The organism is Pseudomonas sp. 65/3-MNA-CIBAN-0223 (assembly GCF_040310425.1).
Lineage (GTDB): Bacteria > Pseudomonadota > Gammaproteobacteria > Pseudomonadales > Pseudomonadaceae > Aquipseudomonas > Aquipseudomonas gregormendelii.
On the sequence record NZ_JBEOPV010000012.1, the window covers coordinates 67,318 to 85,737 of the forward strand.

General features: G+C 60.3%; 20 protein-coding genes. 11 read left to right on the forward strand and 9 right to left on the reverse strand.

The genetic code is table 11. The features are described 5' to 3' along the window. Window positions 1-112: 112 nt before the first annotated feature. Entirely contained in the window at window positions 113-1,489 is a 1,377-nt protein-coding gene (locus AAEZ09_RS16510) for a glutamine synthetase family protein (RefSeq protein ID WP_350600065.1), read from the reverse strand. Between the two features lie 280 nt (window positions 1,490-1,769). Here AAEZ09_RS16510 and AAEZ09_RS16515 point away from each other — a divergent pair, with 280 nt between their 5' ends. The 5 genes from AAEZ09_RS16515 to AAEZ09_RS16535 all read left to right on the forward strand — a co-directional run bounded on the left by AAEZ09_RS16515 (window position 1,770) and on the right by AAEZ09_RS16535 (window position 7,098). After that, window positions 1,770-2,531 (forward strand): gamma-glutamyl-gamma-aminobutyrate hydrolase family protein, encoded by a 762-nt coding sequence (locus AAEZ09_RS16515; protein WP_045057654.1) that lies wholly within the window; start codon window positions 1,770-1,772, stop codon window positions 2,529-2,531. Between the two features lie 321 nt (window positions 2,532-2,852). After that, on the forward strand, window positions 2,853-3,995 hold the full coding sequence (locus tag AAEZ09_RS16520; protein WP_205894210.1) for an ABC transporter ATP-binding protein: 1,143 nt from the start codon (window positions 2,853-2,855) through the stop codon (window positions 3,993-3,995). Window positions 3,996-4,024: 29 nt separating this feature from the next. Then, window positions 4,025-4,906, forward strand: coding sequence for an ABC transporter permease subunit (locus tag AAEZ09_RS16525; RefSeq protein WP_205894213.1), 882 nt, complete (start codon window positions 4,025-4,027; stop codon window positions 4,904-4,906). Then, complete coding sequence (locus AAEZ09_RS16530) at window positions 4,903-5,784, forward strand: ABC transporter permease subunit (RefSeq protein WP_045057651.1); 882 nt, start codon at window positions 4,903-4,905, stop codon at window positions 5,782-5,784. The genes AAEZ09_RS16525 and AAEZ09_RS16530 overlap by 4 nt, the downstream gene beginning before the upstream one ends. Before the next feature lie 216 nt (window positions 5,785-6,000). Further along, window positions 6,001-7,098: a polyamine ABC transporter substrate-binding protein gene (locus AAEZ09_RS16535; protein ID WP_045057650.1), complete on the forward strand. Its 1,098-nt coding sequence runs from the start codon at window positions 6,001-6,003 to the stop codon at window positions 7,096-7,098. Between the two features lie 222 nt (window positions 7,099-7,320). Here AAEZ09_RS16535 and thpR read toward each other — a convergent pair whose 3' ends face one another. After that, on the reverse strand, window positions 7,321-7,860 hold the full coding sequence (gene thpR, locus AAEZ09_RS16540) for an RNA 2',3'-cyclic phosphodiesterase (RefSeq protein WP_350600067.1): 540 nt from the start codon (window positions 7,858-7,860) through the stop codon (window positions 7,321-7,323). Window positions 7,861-7,920: 60 nt separating this feature from the next. On the opposite strand from thpR, the gene AAEZ09_RS16545 reads away from it, so the two are divergent. After that, window positions 7,921-8,115: a hypothetical protein gene (locus AAEZ09_RS16545; protein WP_045057648.1), complete on the forward strand. Its 195-nt coding sequence runs from the start codon at window positions 7,921-7,923 to the stop codon at window positions 8,113-8,115. 14 nt (window positions 8,116-8,129) lie between these two features. On the opposite strand, the gene AAEZ09_RS16550 is transcribed toward AAEZ09_RS16545, so the two are convergent. The 3 genes from AAEZ09_RS16550 to AAEZ09_RS16560 all read right to left on the reverse strand — a co-directional run bounded on the left by AAEZ09_RS16550 (window position 8,130) and on the right by AAEZ09_RS16560 (window position 9,822). Further along, complete coding sequence (locus AAEZ09_RS16550) at window positions 8,130-8,483, reverse strand: DUF1428 domain-containing protein (protein WP_350600068.1); 354 nt, start codon at window positions 8,481-8,483, stop codon at window positions 8,130-8,132. 2 nt (window positions 8,484-8,485) lie between these two features. Then, window positions 8,486-9,568, reverse strand: a complete 1,083-nt coding sequence (locus tag AAEZ09_RS16555; RefSeq protein WP_045057646.1) for a hypothetical protein — start codon at window positions 9,566-9,568, stop codon at window positions 8,486-8,488. 92 nt (window positions 9,569-9,660) lie between these two features. Then, on the reverse strand, window positions 9,661-9,822 hold the full coding sequence (locus AAEZ09_RS16560; RefSeq protein WP_160298059.1) for a hypothetical protein: 162 nt from the start codon (window positions 9,820-9,822) through the stop codon (window positions 9,661-9,663). 184 nt (window positions 9,823-10,006) lie between these two features. Here AAEZ09_RS16560 and AAEZ09_RS16565 point away from each other — a divergent pair, with 184 nt between their 5' ends. Next, complete coding sequence (locus AAEZ09_RS16565) at window positions 10,007-10,285, forward strand: hypothetical protein (protein WP_045057645.1); 279 nt, start codon at window positions 10,007-10,009, stop codon at window positions 10,283-10,285. A gap of 56 nt (window positions 10,286-10,341) precedes the next feature. Here the strand turns inward: AAEZ09_RS16565 and srmL are convergent, their stop codons facing one another. Together srmL and AAEZ09_RS16575 are read right to left on the reverse strand one after the other, a co-directional pair. Next, window positions 10,342-11,490, reverse strand: coding sequence for a PheS-related mystery ligase SrmL (gene srmL / locus AAEZ09_RS16570; protein ID WP_045057644.1), 1,149 nt, complete (start codon window positions 11,488-11,490; stop codon window positions 10,342-10,344). 258 nt (window positions 11,491-11,748) lie between these two features. After that, a complete protein-coding gene (locus AAEZ09_RS16575) occupies window positions 11,749-12,786 on the reverse strand; it encodes a GGDEF domain-containing protein (protein ID WP_350600070.1) in 1,038 nt (345 codons plus the stop codon). Window positions 12,787-13,063: 277 nt separating this feature from the next. Between AAEZ09_RS16575 and AAEZ09_RS16580 the strand changes: the two genes are divergently transcribed. Beyond that, window positions 13,064-14,689: an NADP-dependent glyceraldehyde-3-phosphate dehydrogenase gene (locus tag AAEZ09_RS16580; protein WP_122839543.1), complete on the forward strand. Its 1,626-nt coding sequence runs from the start codon at window positions 13,064-13,066 to the stop codon at window positions 14,687-14,689. Between the two features lie 44 nt (window positions 14,690-14,733). Beyond that, window positions 14,734-15,777 carry an FUSC family protein gene (locus AAEZ09_RS16585; RefSeq protein WP_350600161.1) on the forward strand — a complete coding sequence of 348 codons (1,044 nt, stop codon included), beginning with the start codon at window positions 14,734-14,736 and terminating at the stop codon, window positions 15,775-15,777. A gap of 9 nt (window positions 15,778-15,786) precedes the next feature. On the opposite strand, the gene AAEZ09_RS16590 is transcribed toward AAEZ09_RS16585, so the two are convergent. Next, entirely contained in the window at window positions 15,787-16,680 is an 894-nt protein-coding gene (locus AAEZ09_RS16590) for a DMT family transporter (RefSeq protein WP_350600072.1), read from the reverse strand. Between the two features lie 135 nt (window positions 16,681-16,815). On the opposite strand from AAEZ09_RS16590, the gene AAEZ09_RS16595 reads away from it, so the two are divergent. Both AAEZ09_RS16595 and AAEZ09_RS16600 read left to right on the forward strand, forming a co-directional pair. Beyond that, on the forward strand, window positions 16,816-17,253 hold the full coding sequence (locus tag AAEZ09_RS16595; protein ID WP_045057639.1) for an Lrp/AsnC family transcriptional regulator: 438 nt from the start codon (window positions 16,816-16,818) through the stop codon (window positions 17,251-17,253). Window positions 17,254-17,310: 57 nt separating this feature from the next. Then, window positions 17,311-17,640, forward strand: a complete 330-nt coding sequence (locus AAEZ09_RS16600) for a YceK/YidQ family lipoprotein (protein ID WP_045057638.1) — start codon at window positions 17,311-17,313, stop codon at window positions 17,638-17,640. 57 nt (window positions 17,641-17,697) lie between these two features. Here the strand turns inward: AAEZ09_RS16600 and AAEZ09_RS16605 are convergent, their stop codons facing one another. Continuing rightward, a complete protein-coding gene (locus AAEZ09_RS16605) occupies window positions 17,698-18,369 on the reverse strand; it encodes a Bax inhibitor-1/YccA family protein (RefSeq protein ID WP_045057637.1) in 672 nt (223 codons plus the stop codon). Between the last annotated feature and the right edge of the window lie 51 nt (window positions 18,370-18,420).

The following is an 18,420-nucleotide window of genomic DNA, read 5'->3' on the forward strand; positions in this document are numbered from 1 at the left end:
CGAAGGCTGCGATCTTTTGATTTTGATCCTTAAAAAGCAAAGTCAAAAGATCGCAGCCTTCGGCAGCTCCTACAGGGTTATTTGCCCGCCATCAAAGATGGGTGTTGGCCAATCAAACCGTGTGCAGGTACCAGTTGTACTCAAGGTCCGAGATGGAGTTCTCGAACTCGGCCAGCTCGCTTTCCTTGCATGCCACGAACACGTCGATGTACAGCGGGTCGATGTAGCGCGCCATGACTTCGCTGTCGTCCAGCTCGCGCAATGCGTCGCGCAGGTTGTTGGGCAGGCTCTGCTCGTTCTGCTCGTAGCTGTTGCCTTCCACCGGTGCGCCCGGTTCGATTTCGTTGGTCAGGCCATGGTGAATGCCGGCCAAAACCGACGCCATCAGCAGATACGGGTTGGCATCAGCCCCGGCAACGCGGTGTTCGATGCGCACCGAGTCTGGCGAACCGGTTGGTACCCGCACCGCCACGGTACGGTTGTCGATGCCCCAGCTGGGCGAGTTCGGCACGTAGAACTGCGCGCCGAAGCGACGGTACGAGTTGACGTTCGGGCACAGGAACGCCATCTGCGCCGGCAGGATCTCGAGCACACCGCCGATCGCGTGTCGCAGCGCGGCGTTCTGCTCGGGATCCTCGCTGGCGAAGATGTTGTTGCCTTCTTTATCCAGGATCGAGATGTGCACGTGCAGACCATTGCCCGCCTGGCCCGGATACGGCTTGGCCATGAAGGTGGTGTCCATCTCGTGGTCGTAGGCGATGTTCTTCACCAGGCGCTTGAGCAACACCGCATAGTCGCAGGCCTTTATCGGGTCGGACACGTGATGCAGGTTCACTTCGAACTGCGCCGGGGCGCTTTCCTTGACGATGGCGTCAGCAGGGATGCCCTGCTCCTTCGCGCCTTCGAGGATGTCTTGCAGGCAGTCGACGTACTCGTCCAGGTCGTCGATCAGGTACACCTGGGTAGACACCGGACGCTTGCCCGATACCGGTGAGCGCGGCGACTGCGGACGGCCGTTCACGTTGTCCTGGTCAATCAGGTAGAACTCAAGTTCGAAGGCGGCGCAGATGGTCAGGCCCAGGTCGTCGAACTTGCGCACCACGTTGGCCAGCACTTCGCGGGGGTCTGCGAAGAACGCCTGGCCTTCGAGTTCGTGCATGGTCATTAACAGTTGCGCGGTTGGGCGCTTCTGCCACGGCTCAATGCTGAGGGTGCCAGGGATGGGGAAACAGATCCGGTCAGAGTCGCCGATGTCCAGACCCAGGCCGGTGCTTTCCACCGTAGAGCCGTTGATGTCCAGGGCGAAGAGTGACGCCGGGAGGTTGATGCCTTTTTCGTAAACCTTATGAAGACTGGTGCGCTCGATGCGCTTGCCGCGCACCACACCGTTCATATCCGCAATCAGAAGGTCGACGTACAAAACCTCAGGATATTTCTTAAGGAATGCGTTTGCTTCGTTGAGTTGAACGGTACGCAGAGGGACCGACATGATGCACCTATTAGCTGTTAATTATTATGTTCACTACCTTGTTGCGAGCCCAGTCAATCCGAAAGGCCAAGTGAAGTCAATAGCGAACACCTGGCCTGTAAAGCTTTATTTTCGGGCCTTTTACGGGGACGAGAGTGCCAAATCGCCCGCGCACACCGCGCATTCCCTAAGGATCAGACGCGCGGCGTTTAGAATTTTTTACATGGGAGTTGTTAATTAAAATCAACAAGGCTAAGCTCCGGAAAAGCTCGTTCAAGTGTGAAACTTCGAGGTGATAAAAATGGCATTCAAGCCATTGATCGGCGTTACTGCGTGCGTCAAACAGATTGGCCTGCACCCCTATCACATCAGCGGCGACAAGTACCTGCGTGCTGTCAGCGTCGCTGCGTTGGGGCTGCCTGTGGTCATCCCTTCCCTGGCTGAGCTGATCGATATCGAGGACCTGCTCGGGCAACTCGACGGCCTGCTGCTGACCGGCTCGCCATCGAATGTGGAACCCTTCCACTATCAAGGCCCGGCCAGCGCCCCCGGCACGGATCACGACCCGGCGCGGGATGCCACCACCCTTCCCCTGTTGCGTGCGGCCATTGCCGCGGGCGTTCCGGTGCTGGGCATTTGCCGCGGCTTTCAGGAAATGAACGTGGCGTTCGGCGGCAGCCTGCATCAAAAGGTCCATGAGCTGCCGGGCATGCTCGATCACCGCGAAGCGGACAGCCCGGAACTGGCCGTGCAGTACGCACCGGCCCATGCCGTGACCACCCAGCCGGGCGGCGTGTTTGAAGCGCTGCAGTTGCCCGCCGAGTTCATGGTCAATTCGATTCACAGCCAAGGCATTGATCGACTGGCACCCGGGCTGCGCGCCGAAGCGGTTGCGCCGGACGGTTTGATCGAAGCGATTTCGGTGCAGGACAGCCCGGCGTTCGCGCTCGGGGTGCAGTGGCATCCGGAGTGGCAGGTGCTGGCGAATCCGCCGTACTTGAGTATTTTCCAGGCGTTTGGCAACGCGTGCCGGCAACGGGCCGCGCTGCGTAACACTCGCTGACCTGACATCAACCCTTTACTGCCCCCGTGAGTCTGCGGGTGCGTCTTTGCGCACCCGTGACTGGCGAAACAACACACTGCGATAACAACAAGTACGACCCAGGCAGCCAGGATGGCGGCGCCGAACAAGCCAGGGCCGATGGGGTAGCCCCCGTAGGAGCTGCCGAAGGCTGCGATCTTTTGACTTTGTTCTTCAAGATCAAAAGATCGCAGCCTTCGGCAGCTCCTACAGGGGTCGCCATCAGCTGACAGCCCAGGTTTGCAATTCACTCTTAAGTCAGGCCGCGTTGGCCCGACGACTGAAACCTGTTGGGAGTTTCACATGGCAAACGCCTCCAGCATCTACAGGAAGGCTCTTGAAGGTCACCAGGCACCGAAAAAGGTGCTGGTGAAAGTCGACCGCGTCACCAAGAAATTCGACGAAACCACCGCAGTCGATGACGTCTCGCTAGAGATCCATCAAGGCGAGATCTTCGCCTTGCTCGGCGGTTCCGGCTCCGGCAAATCGACCCTGCTGCGCATGCTCGCAGGCTTCGAGCGGCCGACCGAAGGACGCATTCTGCTCGACGGCGTCGACATCACCGACATGCCGCCGTACGAACGGCCGATCAACATGATGTTCCAGTCGTACGCCCTGTTCCCGCACATGACCGTGGCGCAGAACATTGCCTTCGGCCTCAAGCAGGACCGTTTGCCTGCCAGCGAAATCGACGCCCGCGTTGAGGAAATGCTGCGCCTGGTGCACATGACCCAATACGCCAAACGCAAGCCACATCAACTGTCCGGCGGCCAGCGTCAGCGCGTGGCCCTGGCCCGCTCGCTGGCCAAGCGCCCGAAGCTGTTGCTGCTCGATGAGCCGATGGGCGCACTGGATAAAAAGCTGCGCTCGCAGATGCAACTGGAACTGGTGGAGATCATCGAGCGAGTCGGCGTGACCTGCGTGATGGTGACCCACGACCAGGAAGAGGCCATGACCATGGCCCAGCGCATCGCGATCATGCACCTGGGCTGGATCGCCCAGATCGGCAGCCCGGTGGACATCTACGAAGCACCGGTCAGCCGCATGGTGTGTGAATTCATCGGCAATGTGAACGCCTTCGAAGGCACCGTGGTCGAGGACCTCGAGGGTCACGCGATCATTCACAGCAAGGACCTGGAGCAGAAGATCTACGTCGGCCACGGTGTCAGCACTTCGGTCCAGGACAAGTCGATCACCTACGCCATCCGCCCGGAAAAAATGCTGGTCAGCACCACTCAACCAGAGTTCCGCTACAACTGGTCCAAGGGCAAGGTCCACGACATCGCCTACCTCGGGGGCCACTCGGTGTTCTACGTTGAATTGCCCGGCGGCAAGATCGTGCAGTCGTTCATGGCCAACGCCGAACGCCGTGGCGCGCGCCCGACCTGGGACGACCAAGTCTACGTGTGGTGGGAAGACGACAGCGGCGTGGTACTGCGCTCATGAGAACCTTCAACCAGCAATTCCTCAGACTGGTGCCCAGCGGGCGCAAACTGGTCATCGGTATTCCGTTCCTGTGGTTGTGCCTGTTCTTCCTGTTGCCGTTCTTTCTGGTGATGAAGATCAGCTTCTCGGAAGCGGCCCTGGCCATTCCGCCGTACTCGGAGATCTACACCTTCGCCGAGCAGAAATTCCAGCTGCTGCTCAACCTTGGCAACTACTCGTTGCTGACCCAGGACGAGCTGTACATCTCAGCCTACTTGGGTTCGCTCAAGGTGGCGTTCCTGAGCACCCTGATGTGTCTGGTGCTCGGTTTTCCGATGGCCTACGCGATCACCAAGGCGAGCAAGGAAACGCAAAACGTGCTGTTGCTGCTGATCATGATGCCGACCTGGACCGCGATCCTGATCCGCGTGTATGCGTGGATGGGCATCCTCAGCAACAACGGGCTGCTCAACGCTTTCCTGATGTGGACCGGCCTGACCTCGCACCCGATCGAGATCCTCAACACCAACACCGCTGTCTACATCGGCGTGGTGTACGCGTACCTGCCGTTCATGGTGCTGCCGCTGTACGCCAACCTGGTCAAACATGACAACAGCCTGCTGGAAGCGGCCTCTGACCTGGGCTCGAGCAACTTCAACAACTTCTGGAAGATCACCGTGCCGCTGGCCAAGAACGGCATCATTGCCGGCTGCATGCTGGTGTTCATTCCAGTGGTCGGCGAGTTCGTGATTCCGGAACTGCTCGGCGGCCCTGAGACCCTGATGATCGGCCGCGTGCTGTGGCAGGAATTCTTCAACAACCGTGACTGGCCGGTGGCTTCCGCCCTGGCGGTGGTGATGCTGTTGATCCTGATTGTGCCAATCCTGTTGTTCAACCGTAGCCAGGCCAAAGAGATGGAGGGTCGGGGATGAAACGCTTCGGATTTTCAAAGTTCATGCTGATTTTCGGCCTGTCGTTTATCTATCTGCCGATGCTGATCCTGGTGATCTACTCGTTCAACGCCTCGAAACTGGTGACGGTGTGGGGGGGCTGGTCGGTCAAGTGGTACGTCGGCCTGCTCGACAATACCCAGCTGATGGGCTCGGTGCTGCGCTCGCTGGAAATCGCCTGCTACACCGCGATTGCGGCGGTGGCGCTGGGGACCCTGGCGGCGTTCGTGCTGACGCGGGTCACCCGTTTCAAGGGTCGCACTCTGTTCGGCGGCCTGGTCACGGCGCCCCTGGTGATGCCGGAAGTGATCACGGGCCTGTCGCTGTTGCTGCTGTTCGTCGCTATGGCGCAGTTGATCGGCTGGCCGATGGAGCGTGGCATCGTCACTATCTGGATCGCCCACACCACCTTTTGTGCTGCTTATGTCGCGGTGGTAGTCTCCGCCCGCTTGCGGGAGCTGGACCTGTCCATCGAAGAGGCCGCCATGGACTTGGGGGCGAAGCCGTTCAAGGTGTTTTTCCTGATCACCATTCCGATGATTGCGCCGTCACTGGCGGCCGGCGGCATGATGTCGTTTGCCCTGTCGCTGGATGACCTGGTGCTGGCAAGCTTCGTCTCCGGGCCAGGCTCGACGACCCTGCCTATGGAAGTGTTCTCGGCGGTGCGCCTGGGGGTGAAACCTGAGATCAATGCGGTCGCCAGCCTGATTCTGCTGGCGGTGTCGATCGTGACGTTCATGGTCTGGTATTTTAGTCGTCGTGCTGAAGCCACGCGCAAACGCGCGATCCAGGAAGCGATGGACCAGACGGCCAGCGAGTCGTGGCAGCCTGGTAAGCAAACGGTGGGCGCCACCGCTTGATGCAGGAGCTGCCGCAGGCTGCGATCTTTTGATCTTCGCTTCTATAGAAGCAAAAAAGATCGCAGCCTCGTTTCACTCGACAGCTCCTACGGGGTCCGGCGGGGTCCGATAGGGTCCGATAGGGTCCTGGGGAGTGACGGGGACGTCGGCGGACGGTTTTAGGTTGATTGCAATGTTGCTTTGCGTTTTTGAATAAAAAGAAATGGAGTTGTATCGATGAAAATGTTTGGCAGGACTTTGCTGATACTGGCTTTATCAGGCGCAATCGCCACCGGCGCCCAGGCCAATGACAAGGTGCTGCGCGTGTACAACTGGTCGGACTACATCGCCCCGGACACCGTGAAGAAGTTCGAAGACGAGACCGGTATCCGTGTCACCTACGATGTGTTCGACAGTAACGAAACCCTGGAGGCACGGCTGCTCGCCGGCAAATCCGGCTACGACATCGTCGTGCCGTCCAACAGTTTCCTCGCCAAGCAGATCAAGGCTGGCGTTTATCAGGAGCTGGACAAGTCGAAGCTGCCGAACTGGCAAAACCTCAACCCGGTGCTGTTGAAAAACGCCTCCGCCAGCGACCCGAATAACGCGCATGCCTTCCCCTACATGTGGGGTTCGATCGGCATCGGCTTCAACCCGCAGAAGGTCAAGGAAGTACTCGGCGCCAACGCCCCGACCAATTCCTGGGACCTGCTGTTCAAACCGGAAAATGCGCAAAAGCTCAAAGCCTGCGGCATCAGCTTCCTCGATTCACCGACTGAAATGCTCCCCGCCGCCCTGCACTACCTGGGTTATCCCGTGAACTCCCAGGACAAGGCGCAGATCGCCGAAGCCGAGGCGCTGTTCATGAAGATTCGGCCATCAGTGGCGTACTTTCATTCCTCCAAGTACATCTCCGACCTGGCCAACGGCAATATCTGCGTGGCCGTCGGTTACTCCGGCGACGTGCTGCAGGCCAAGGCCCGCGCCCAGGAGGCCGGCGGCAAGGTGACGGTCGACTACAGCATTCCCAAGGAAGGCGCCGGCAGTTTCTACGACATGGTCGCGATCCCCCGGGACGCGGCGAACGTCGACAACGCCTACCTGTTCATGAATTTCCTGATGCGCCCGGACATCATTGCCGAGATCACCAACAACATCGGCTACAGCAACGCCAATTCGGCGGCGACGCCATTGGTGGACGAGGCGATTCGCGATGACCCGGGGTCGTACCCGTCCCAGGCGGTCATCGCGACCTTGTATGCCATTCCGGATATGCCGATCGGGGTCCAGCGGGTGATGACACGGGGCTGGACCCGGGTAAAGCTCGGCAAATAGCACGACTGCTCATGTAGGAGCTGCCGCAGGCTGCGATCTTTTGATCTGTTCTGGCCTTATGAAGATCAAAAGATCGCAGCCTGCGGCAGCTCCTACGGGTACCTCCGGCAAAAATTTTCCGTTCCGGCAGCGCCTTACCACCGCTGCATTTCTTTCATGAAGAACGGCCTCACCTGGCTCCCTCGGCTCAGGTGAATTTGGCGCCCTCCTCGGGCGCTTTTTTTATGCGCCGCCGAACGGCCAGTCAGCCAGCGCCCGATAACGCCCCTTGTGGGACTCAAACAAAACGAATCGATCAGCCCGCAGAAAAAACGCCGGTGGCGTCGCTGACTCGGGCACCTGCGCCCGGTAATCGCGCATCAGCGTCAGGTGCGGGCGGAACTCCTTCGGCGCATTCTCCAGCCCGAACGGCAGCATCGTTTGTTCCAGCCCATACACCAGGCGCAGCAACGGCGCAGGTGCCTGCTCCGACGCCAGCACCAGCGCGCCCACCCGACGCCAGGCATCCAGGCGATCAAGTTCAACCCGCAGGGGCTCATCCGGCACCGCAACCTTGCCAGCCGCCGTGCAGATCTCGGCGATCTGCGCCACGCTGACCGAACCGAGAAACAGCAGTGTCAGGTGAAAATTTTCCGCCGGCACCGGGCGCCCGGTCCTCAATTGCAGCGCGCTGCGCCATTGGGCGATGGCCTTGCGCTGGGCAGGTGCGCAGTCCAGGGCGAAAAACAGCCGCTTGGTCGGCTCGTGGGCTTCGTCGCTCATGCCTGGCAGCTCCTGATAGGCAAGTTATAGTTCAGACAACCCCATCAACGGGAGCGGGTCATGCGAGAGATCATCAGCAAGGAACCCTGGTGGGCAATGCCACCGCGGCCGGGTCAGGACGAGTCCGAGCTGGACTGGGGATGGCTGGTTCACTATAGCGAAGGTGAACCGCGTTTTGAGTTTATCAAAGAGCGACCGACGGACATCGAAATCCGCAACCGCAAGAGCTGCAGGATCACCCCGTCGGCGGAGTGACCCTGCGCCCGGCCTCAGGCCTGCACGATGATGTTAAATCCGCCGAACACCATGCGCTGGCCATCGAAGGGCATCGGGTTGACGTCCGGCTGCATGCGCGGGTCGGACATGAGCTTGTTCATGCCGGCATCGCGGGTGGCCTTGTCCGGCCAGACGATCCAGGAAAACACCACGGTTTCGTCCTCCTTGAGTTTCACCGCCATGGGGAACGACGTGACCTTGCCGTCGGGCACATCATCGCCCCAGCATTCAACAACGCTCAAGGCACCGTTTTCCTTGAAGATGACCGCGGCAGACTCGGCGTGTTTCCTGAATTTTTCACGATTGGCGGTGGGTACCGCAGCGATCAAGCCATCAACGTAAGACATGGTTATTCTCCTGCCGGGGGTAGAGGGTCGAGCTGCTGGATAGTCGATTCCGTCGGGCTCCAGTCGACAGCTGCGCCTTGGGATCCGACCGACGGCTGTTCGACCCTCCCGCCAAGGTTCCCCTCCACCTGCCCCGCCATATACAAGGTGCCGGCCATCACTCCGGTCGTCGGGTTCTGCACCAGCTTCTGCCAGGCCTTGTCGAAGGTGTTGCCCAGGCTACTGCGGATCAGCGCCTCGCTGTCGGGGCGGTCGTTGGCCCGGATGATTGCGCGTATGCCCGCCACCCCCACGGTGATCAGGCCTCCCGCCAGCTTGCCGGCCGCTGCGGCCACGGCACTGGCGGCGCCGCGCGGGGCCATTTCGGCCTCCATGCGTTGACTGGCACGCTTGGCCACGGGCGCCATGGCCGTATCCGTCGAACCCACGCCCCTGTCACCACCGGCCACGTGAATTTTTTCGATCAGCGCCGAATACGCCGGCAGTGTATTGAGGTCGGTGTGAATGACCTGATAAAGCGAAGCGTCCCGCGCAGCCGGCGGGCCCAGGGCAATGGCCGGGATCTTGTTGGCGCGGGCGTTGAGCTGGTCCATGGGCACGCGATGACGCTGGGCAATCACCTGCAGCTGCTGGCCCATGAGCTGCACGTAGAACTCGGTGGCCTGATGCAGAATCGCATCCGGGTCGACCTCGACGGCCACCGGCGCCAGCACCCTTTCCTGGTATTCATCAAGCAGGTACTGCGCGAGACGATTGGCCGAGGCGTCCTGCTCACCCTTGGCGCTGATGGTGTACCAGCTGACCTTCATCGACATCCATTCCTGGGTCCAGTAGCTGCTGAACCAGGGGATGAAGTTCTCTTCAGTCTGCTCGTAGATTCGCGTGCGCCAATGCTCCATGGAGCCACGCGCGAAGACTTTGGCTTGCTCGGTGGCCGACCGGGAGGCCGCTACGATCTCCCGATCCACCTGTTGCCAGGTGGCCTGCGCCACGATGATCGGGGGTTGTCTGACAGGCGCACGCTCAGGCGTGGCGCATCCCGCCACGACCAACAGCACGGCGACGATCAGCGAACGCAGGTTCAAGGTCGCGGCTTCCTGACAAACGTGAGGCCAAACAGGATGCTCGGCGCTCGCAGGTATTGTGGTTTGAGTATAGGCGGCGGTGGCGTGCGCCTTCAGATCGTTTTTACTTTCAGCACCGCCATCGCGAGCAGGCTCGCTCCCACAGGTATTGGTGGTGGACGCAGCAGTTGTGTACGGCGGACATCCCTGTGGGAGCCGGGCTTGCCCGCGATGGCGTCGGTCAGTACACCGCCAAAACCGACCATCATTCCCATCGATAACCACCATCGCCGCGAATGCCTTCCGCAAAAATTTCGTCAGCGTAGGATCAATCCCATCAAGCCATCACCCCACACCTGAGGGGCCCATCATGTTGATTCATCTCCTGACCTGCCTGGCCCTGACGGCCGTCACGCTGAGCATTTTTTCCTGGCTCATCTTGTCCGAGGAGCAACCGTCATGATCCACTCCGTCACCCTCTCCGTGAGCTTTCCGGTGTTTGGCAATAACTACTATTCCCAGCAAGTGGCATCGCGCAAAGTGTTCGCGCTGGTGTTCGACAAACAGTTTGAAGACCTGCTGATGCCGGCCGCCGCCAATCACTTCAGTAACGAAGTGGTCGGCCTGAACGACCAGTTCCGCTTCCTCAACGACGTGCTGGCCGACCATCTGGCCAACCACGCTACTACCGCGCAAGCGGCACGGCCTTCGCAACAGGCGCAGCGGATAGTGCGCTGATCGTTCAGGGCCAGCCCGGTGTAGCACGATCGACGCGCTGATGCGCGCCTGGGTGCTCAGATCGTGCTCAGATTCATCCTGCTGCCCTTTCCCGGAACCCCTTCATGCAATGCTGACTGGATCACCGAATACACTCTATTGGCCTCTGCGGTGGTGATCGACCTCGAACAATTGCGCAACACCACACGCAGCAGCACGCTCTCCTGGCCCGGCAGTATGCCCAGCCGTTCAATTGCATGAGGTGGCAACTGGGTATATTTCCAGCGATTCTTGAGCTGTACCTCCTCAATCCAGCCAGAGCACTTGCCGGCAGCCAGGCAAATGCGTTCGGTCAACACCTCCTCACTCAGCCCTGGCGTGACCCCCAGCGAAACATCCCGGGCAATCGCCGGCGAACGTGACACGGCGACCCACGGCTTGAGGTCGTGCATCTGCGCCTGCACTTGCTCGTTCTGGTCGCGCAACAGGCGAATATCCGCGATGCCCTTGCGCAACATGGTTAGGCGATCCAGGCCCATGCCTACAGCCAATCCGCCGTGGCGCAGCGGATCGATATCCAGTCGCTGCATTAACGATTTGGCAATGAGACCGCACTCCAGGACCTCGACCGGAATGCGCTCATTCAACACGCTTACTTCGATTCCACCCTCGGTGTAATGATGCCGACTGTCGGTGAAGATCCAGGATTTTTCCGGTACCGCCGATTGCATCACATCGTCGACCAGGCGCAGCAGATGTTCTCGAGTCGACAACGACGGATCGCCCAACACCCAGATGTCCATCTGGTGCGGCTGCGCACAATGCCAGCGATCGCGACTGTCGCGCCGGAACGTAATCCCCGGTGCGGCCAGCAGGATGGTTTCCCCCGGCTGGCGCAATGCCGCCACTCGCTGCAGCGCGGCAGGAATCTGGCTGGTGGTTTGCGTGCGCAGCAGCGAGAACTCATCCACCCAGCAGGTGTGCGCACTGCCGAGCCTGACTTCTGCGGGCTCGTAACCGAGCAGACCGTAATTATCTTCGGCAGAGACAATCCTCGGACCGGTCAACTCCTGCGCCACGGGCCAGCCCTTCGCCGCCAGCCCCCCGAGGACCTCGTCGACCAGCAGTCGCACGGCGTGGTCGGGGCTACCTTTTTCGGTCAGATCGACCTGGGTCAGGGCTTGGTGGACGGCGGCATACGCCAGGAATTTCTTGGGTGCTTGCACTAGGTGATCCTCTATCGACAGTTGTCCCCGGCCTCCTCTGAACAATGAAGCCTGCGGGTTAACGTAACGACACCAGGTGACCTGTCACAACCGAAAAAAGCGCAAAAAAGCATTTTCAGAATGGCGCTACAGACGCGTCCTACCGACGAGGTCCTGCTGACCGCGACCTCCCTGTGGTGCGGGCTTGCTCCGGGCGGCATTACGACGAAGAGGCCGGCACATCCAACATCAACATCGCCTGCCCCACCACCCATCACATCACATCACCTGATTGCGCCCATTATGCTTGGCCCGGTACAGCGCATCGTCAGCACGGACCAACAGGCTGTCGAGGGTGTCGTCGGGCTGGGCCAAGGCGGTACCGAATGACGCCGTGATGGTGTCCAGCAGCTTGCCATCGCCGCGGGTCTTGATGCGCAGGGACTGGATCTTCAGCCGCAATTGCTCGGCGAAGGCCCGGGCGGTGGCGTGGTCGGGGCACTGTTCCAGCACCACGCAGAACTCTTCGCCGCCATATCGCGCGGCATGGGCATGGGCCGGCAAGGCGTTGCGCAGGGTTTGCGCGACATGCTGCAGCACCCGGTCGCCCAGGGGGTGACCATATTGGTCGTTGAACTGCTTGAAGTGGTCAATATCCAGGATTACCAACGCGAGCCCTTGCGATGGCCTGGCCAACGCCTGTTCCAGAACGTGCGTGAGCGCTGCGCGGTTGAGCAGTTCGGTCAGGCCGTCGAGGGTCGCAGCCAGTTGTGCGCGCTGGAGCTTGTCGCGCAGGCTCTTGATCTCGTCCTGGGCGCTGTGCAGCTGGGACAGGAAGCGCTCCTGCTGACTCTGCATCAGCCGGGTACTTTGCTGCAATTCGCTGAGGATATCCGGCAAGCGCTCGTCGGCGGGCGCCTCGAGCATGTCCAGGCAGTGACCCAGACTGGTCTGGAAACTGCGATTACCCTCCACACTGCGCGACACGTTTCGCGCCATGTCATCGACCAGATTGATGGCCTGCTGTTGACCCGCCCGTGCCACTTCCAGCTCGTCACGAATGATGTAGTCGCGAAACAGCTTCGAGGCGGACTCCGGCGGAAACTGCGGGAAGTCCTCCAGTACTTTGTCCAGCTGGCGGTTGAGCTCCGGCACCTGGCCTTTGCTGTAGGTGTACCAAAGCGCGTAGTGCACCGGGTTAGGCGGGATATTGTGACGAACCATCAGGGGGACGGCCTGCTTGAGCAGCGCCGCAGCTTCGCGGGAGTCTTCCGGGTACAGCGCTAGAACAGTCGCTCGCGTCTCTGATTGGCTCATAACGTCACTGTAGTTATTCATCATTGGCAAATAGAAAACCCCCGGAGCATAACCGTCCGTCCGAAGCACGCATAGCCACTGGCCATAATTCACTGCGAAAAAAAGACGGGTTTACCCTGGCGCCGTACACCCCAACAAGGGCTAGGCTTTTCCAGTGAATCGGATTGCTCAACGGCTGCGCTTTCCCAGCCGCCGCGCACATCAACCATGACAAGCGCGGGCCAGGTCTGCTAAAACGTTTCATCTGCGCATCAGCCAATCCAGACGGGGTAGCGACATGACCACTGCACATATCCTTGACCACCTGTTCCCTGAAGCCGGCAGCATCCCGGAGAAATACCGCCTTGAGGGCCAGACCGAACAACGTGAGTACCTGGTCGACGGCGAACTGAAAACCTGGAACGGCCCCCTCGCCCAAGTGCGAAGCCCGGTGTACCTGAGCAGCGATCAGGGCGACCAGCAGGTGATCCTTGGCAGCACGCCGCTGCTGGATGCCGAGACCGCGTTGACCGCCCTCGACGCCGCCGTGCGCGCCTACGACCGGGGCCAGGGTTTGTGGCCGACCATGCGCGTGGCCGAGCGCATCCAGCACGTTGAGACCTTTCTGCGGCACATGCGCGAACAGCGCGAGGCGGTGGTCAAGTTGCTGATGTGGGAAATCGGCAAAAACCTCAAGGACTCGGAAAAAGAGTTCGACCGCACTTGCGACTACATCGTCGATACCATCAATGCGCTCAAGGAACTCGATCGCCGCTCCAGCCGGTTCGAGCTGGAACAGGACACCCTCGGGCAGATCCGGCGTGTACCGCTGGGCGTGGCGTTGTGCATGGGGCCTTACAACTACCCCCTGAACGAAACTTTCACCACGCTGATTCCGGCCCTGATCATGGGCAACACCGTGGTGTTCAAACCGGCCAAGCTTGGCGTGCTGTTGATCCGTCCATTGCTGGAGGCGTTCCGCGACAGCTTCCCGGCCGGGGTGATCAACGTGATCTACGGCAGCGGTCGCGAAACCGTCAGCGCGCTGATGGCCAGCGGCAAGATCGACATCTTCGCGTTTATCGGCACCAACAAGGCCGCCAGTGACCTGAAAAAACTCCACCCCAAACCGCACCGCTTGCGTGCGGCCCTGGGCCTGGATGCAAAGAACCCCGGCATCGTCCTGCCGGAAGTGGATCTGGATAACGCCGTCAACGAAGCCGTGACCGGTTCGCTGTCGTTCAACGGCCAACGCTGCACCGCGCTGAAGATTCTGTTCGTCCATGAAGACGTGGTCGATGCCTTCATCGAGAAGTTCAACGCCAAACTTGCCACCCTTAAACCCGGGATGCCGTGGGAAAACGGCGTGTCCCTCACCCCCCTGCCGGAAGCGAGCAAGGTCGATTACCTGCACGCCCTGGTGGCCGATGCGCAGAGCAAAGGCGCCAGCGTGGTCAATCCCAACGGCGGTGAAACCCGCGCGTCCTTCTTCTACCCGGCGGTGTTGTACCCGGTGACGCCGCAGATGCGTGTCTACCAGGAAGAACAGTTCGGGCCGGTGGTGCCGATCGTGCCGTACCGTCATCTGGATACGGTGATCGACTACGTGCTGGAATCGGATTTCGGCCAGCAGCTGAGCATCTTCGGCACCAACCCGGTGGCGGTGGGCCGGCTGGTCGACACCTTTGCCAACCAGGTCGGCCGGATCAACCTCAATGCCCAGTGCCAGAGGGGACCGGACACCTACCCGTTCAACGGCCGCAAGAATTCTGCAGAAGGCACGTTGTCGGTGCATGATGCCCTGCGGGTGTTTTCGATCCGCACACTGGTGGCGACCAAGTTCCAGGAAAACAACAAGGAACTCATCAGCGAGATCATCAGCGGGCGCAATTCAAGCTTCCTGACGACCGACTACATCTTCTGAGGACAGCCGATCTGACCCTATTCAGAACGCACCGACTGCCACCCCTGCTGCGCCGGTTACTGCGTCCGTTGCTGGACCCGTACCGGCGTTACCAACACGCCAGGCTGATCCATGCGGTGCGGGTTTCGCTCGGGCTGCTGGCGTCGATCCTGCTCACCACCGGCATCAACCTGCCCCATGGCGAGTGGGCGTCGGTGACCATGCTGGTGGTGATCGGGGGCTTGCAGCATCACGGCAACATCGGCAAAAAAGCCGCCGAGCGCGCCGTCGGCACACTGGTCGGTGCCACTATCGGCCTGCTATTGGTGCTGCAGCAGAGCTGGCTGGGAATGCCGTGGCTGACCTATTTCGCGATGTCGGTGGTCTGCGGTTTTTTCTCCTACCACGCCATCGGCAAAGGCGGTTACACCGCACTGCTGGCGGGCATCACTGTATTTATCGTCGCTGGCCATGGGGACAACCCGGTCAGCGATGGCTTGTGGCGCGGGGTCGACATCCTCATCGGGATTGCCCTGGCGCTGGCGTTTTCCTTCGCCCTGCCGCTGTACGCGGTGTTCTCCTGGCGCTACAACCTGGCCGACGCCCTGCGCGACTGCGCGACCCTCTACGGGCGCATCATCAACGGCCAGTCGGTCACGGACGACGAGCACCATCGACTCATGGGCCGGTTGAACAACGTGATGGTGCAACTGCGCTCGCTGATGCCCTCAGTGTCCAAGGAAGTGAAGGTTTCCATGAGCGAACTCGACGCCCTGCAGCGCAACCTGCGCATGTGCGTGTCGACCCTGGAAATACTTGCCAACACCCGCCCCGAGGCCAGTGATCCAGCTGCCATGGGCCAGTTGCAAGCCCTGTTGAAAGCCGAGCACCGGCTGATTCGAGTGCAGCTGGTGGGCATGGCCCGGGCACTGAAAACCGGCACATACCAGCGTCTCAACCGGCCTGTAGAGCCGACGCCAGCCCCCAGCCTGGGCGCGCCGGTGTACAGCGCGCTGGACGGTAACCGGTTACTGATTTTGCAGCTGCTGGCCAACGTCGACCAGATGCGCCAACGCCTGGCGAAGACAGCGCCGCGTTGGAGTATTTGACCGACTGCCCTATTGCGCCAACCGATGGCGCAACCTCAGGCCCCACCCTTGCTGCATACCCGCCGCTGCAAGCAAAATCGCCGCGACGCCGATCCACTGCAGCACCTGCAACTGATGACCAAAGGCAAACCAATCGACAAAGATCGCCGCAATCGGATAGATAAAGGACAACGCCCCGGTCAACGCCGTGGGTAATTTCTGAATCGCCCCATACAGCAACACATACATCACCCCGGTATGAACAATGCCCAGCGTCACCAGGCTGGCCCAGGCACTCGGCGCTTGCGGCAGCGCGGAAAAATGCGCAAACGGCGCCAGCAGCAGAACCCCGGTACAGACCTGGATCAACGCGATCAAATGCGGCGCAGTACCGGTCAGGCGCTTGATGATCAAGGCGGCGATGGCATACAGAAACGCCGCGCCCAACGCCAGCGCGATGCCCACCAGGTAGTCATCGCCACTCTCGCCCTGAGTGCCGTGGGCACTGACAATCGCCAGCATCCCCATGAACGAAATGCCCAGCCAGAACAGTTTCTGCAGGGTAATTTTTTCGTTGAGGAACACCGCCGCCAGCCCCACCAGCATGAACGGCTGGACGTTGTACACCGCCGTACCGATGGCAATCGATGCCCGGGAATAGGACGCAAACAGCAGCACCCAGTTGCCGACAATCGCCACGCCGCTAAGCACCGCCAGCAGGAACGTGGTGCGAGTCAACAGGCCGGGACGCAGGAAACCAAAGGCCGCGCAGATCAGCAGCAAGGTGCCGGCACCAAACACACAACGCCAGAACACCACGTCCAGCACCGGCTGCCCGGACACCAGTACAAACCAGCCGATGGTGCCGGAAATAAGCATGGCGGCGGTCATCTCGAATGACCCGCGACGGATTGATTTGTCCATCATGTGACTCCTGTAATTGAAGCCAGATTATGCCCATCAGCTGCCCGGCGCCTCCATAGCAAAAAGCAGGCTAGAATCCCCATCTACCTTTTTTACAAAGGTGAATCTGGTTATCGACCTAACGGAGGGTTTGCCATGACCGACGACATCGACCAGGTGCTGATCAAGGCCCTCATGGAAGACTCGCGACGCTCGCTCAAGGCCCTGGCAGGTATCAGCGGCCTGTCCTCGCCCAGCGTGGCCGAGCGCTTGCGCCGCCTCGAAGAACGCGGCGTGCTCAAAGGTTACACCGTCGAGATCGACCCCAAGTGCTTCGGTTATCAGCTGCAGGCCATCGTGCGCATCCGTCCGCTGCCAGGGCAATTGCAGGAAGTGGAACGGCAGATCCAGGCGATCCCCGAATTCACCGAGTGCGACAAGGTCACCGGCGACGATTGTTTCATCGCCCGCCTGCATGTGCGCTCGATGGAACAGCTGGACACCCTGCTCGACCGCCTCAACACCCATGCCGAAACCAACACCGCAATCGTGAAAAAGACCCCGGTAAAACGCCGACTGCCGCCGATGGAATGAGTGATATTTTGTTGCGAAACACGTAGATTGGATGTTTTCCAGCTAAGGATTGGCAGCATGAAAATTCAGGTCATGGCATTGGCAGCGCTGATGCTCGGGGGTTGCGGTACGGTCCAGACGGTGGTGCGCGGCGACGAAGTAGCCTCCCGGGTTCTCAAGGAACAGCAGAGCTATTGCGGCGCAGTCCCGCGTATCTACAGCGGCGTGATCTTCGACTTCTGCTACCTCAATGCCCCGCTCGAAAGAGGCCGCGAAGCCAATACGCCTACCACTGCGCCGGCCATCGTCCTGGTCGATGTGTTGCTGTCAGGCGTTATGGACACCCTGGTGCTGCCTTACACGGTCTACCGGCAACAGGCCGACGGCAGCATTATGGTCGCCCGGTAACCGGGATTGCAGGCAATAAAAAACCCGCCGAGGCGGGTTTTTTATTATAGCCTGCGATCAATCATCGCGGCTCATGATGCCGAACAGCTGCAACAAGCTGACGAACAGGTTGTAGATCGATACATACAGGCTGATGGTAGCCATGATGTAGTTACGCTCGCCGCCGTGAATGATGGCGCTGGTCTGGAACAGAATGCAGACCGAGGAGAACAGCACAAAACCGGCGCTGATCGCCAGCTGCAGGCCGCTGATCTGGAAGAAGAAGCTGGCAACCACCGCGCCCAGCAACACGAAGAAACCGGCAGTGATGAAACCACTGAGGAAACTCATGTCCTTGCGCGAGATCAGCACATAAGCCGACAGGCCGCCGAACACCAGCGCGGTCATTGCGAAGGCCGAGCTGACCACTTCCGCACCGCCCTGCATGCCCAGGTAGCGATTGAGGATCGGGCCGAGCAGGAAACCCATGAAACCGGTCAGGGCAAACGCCGACACCAGGCCCCACGCGGAATCACGGAGTTTGTTGGTCAGGAAGAAAAGGCCGTAGAAACCGATCAACACCACGAAGATGTTCGGGTAGCCGACACGCATCTGCTGGGCGACATAGGCCATCACGCCGCTGAATGCGAGAGTGAGGGCGAGTAGGCCGTAAGTGTTGCGCAGGACGCGGCTAACCTCTAGCTGCTCAGCCTGCACGCTGTTATTAACTGCGTAATCCTGTTCGCGCATGGCGACACTCCTGTTGGTTTGAAACGTTCAGTCGCAAAGATCATAACAGAC

Coding starts and splice junctions, on each gene's coding strand:
- AAEZ09_RS16510 (WP_350600065.1), bottom strand. CDS start 1,489: ATGTCGGTCCCTCTGCGTACCGTTCAACTCAACGAAGCAAACGCATTC.
- AAEZ09_RS16515 (WP_045057654.1), top strand. CDS start 1,770: ATGGCATTCAAGCCATTGATCGGCGTTACTGCGTGCGTCAAACAGATT.
- AAEZ09_RS16520 (WP_205894210.1), top strand. CDS start 2,853: ATGGCAAACGCCTCCAGCATCTACAGGAAGGCTCTTGAAGGTCACCAG.
- AAEZ09_RS16530 (WP_045057651.1), top strand. CDS start 4,903: ATGAAACGCTTCGGATTTTCAAAGTTCATGCTGATTTTCGGCCTGTCG.
- AAEZ09_RS16535 (WP_045057650.1), top strand. CDS start 6,001: ATGAAAATGTTTGGCAGGACTTTGCTGATACTGGCTTTATCAGGCGCA.
- thpR (WP_350600067.1), bottom strand. CDS start 7,860: ATGAGCGACGAAGCCCACGAGCCGACCAAGCGGCTGTTTTTCGCCCTG.
- AAEZ09_RS16545 (WP_045057648.1), top strand. CDS start 7,921: ATGCGAGAGATCATCAGCAAGGAACCCTGGTGGGCAATGCCACCGCGG.
- AAEZ09_RS16550 (WP_350600068.1), bottom strand. CDS start 8,483: ATGTCTTACGTTGATGGCTTGATCGCTGCGGTACCCACCGCCAATCGT.
- AAEZ09_RS16560 (WP_160298059.1), bottom strand. CDS start 9,822: ATGGGAATGATGGTCGGTTTTGGCGGTGTACTGACCGACGCCATCGCG.
- AAEZ09_RS16565 (WP_045057645.1), top strand. CDS start 10,007: ATGATCCACTCCGTCACCCTCTCCGTGAGCTTTCCGGTGTTTGGCAAT.
- AAEZ09_RS16575 (WP_350600070.1), bottom strand. CDS start 12,786: ATGAGCCAATCAGAGACGCGAGCGACTGTTCTAGCGCTGTACCCGGAA.
- AAEZ09_RS16580 (WP_122839543.1), top strand. CDS start 13,064: ATGACCACTGCACATATCCTTGACCACCTGTTCCCTGAAGCCGGCAGC.
- AAEZ09_RS16590 (WP_350600072.1), bottom strand. CDS start 16,680: ATGGACAAATCAATCCGTCGCGGGTCATTCGAGATGACCGCCGCCATG.
- AAEZ09_RS16595 (WP_045057639.1), top strand. CDS start 16,816: ATGACCGACGACATCGACCAGGTGCTGATCAAGGCCCTCATGGAAGAC.
- AAEZ09_RS16600 (WP_045057638.1), top strand. CDS start 17,311: ATGAAAATTCAGGTCATGGCATTGGCAGCGCTGATGCTCGGGGGTTGC.
- AAEZ09_RS16605 (WP_045057637.1), bottom strand. CDS start 18,369: ATGCGCGAACAGGATTACGCAGTTAATAACAGCGTGCAGGCTGAGCAG.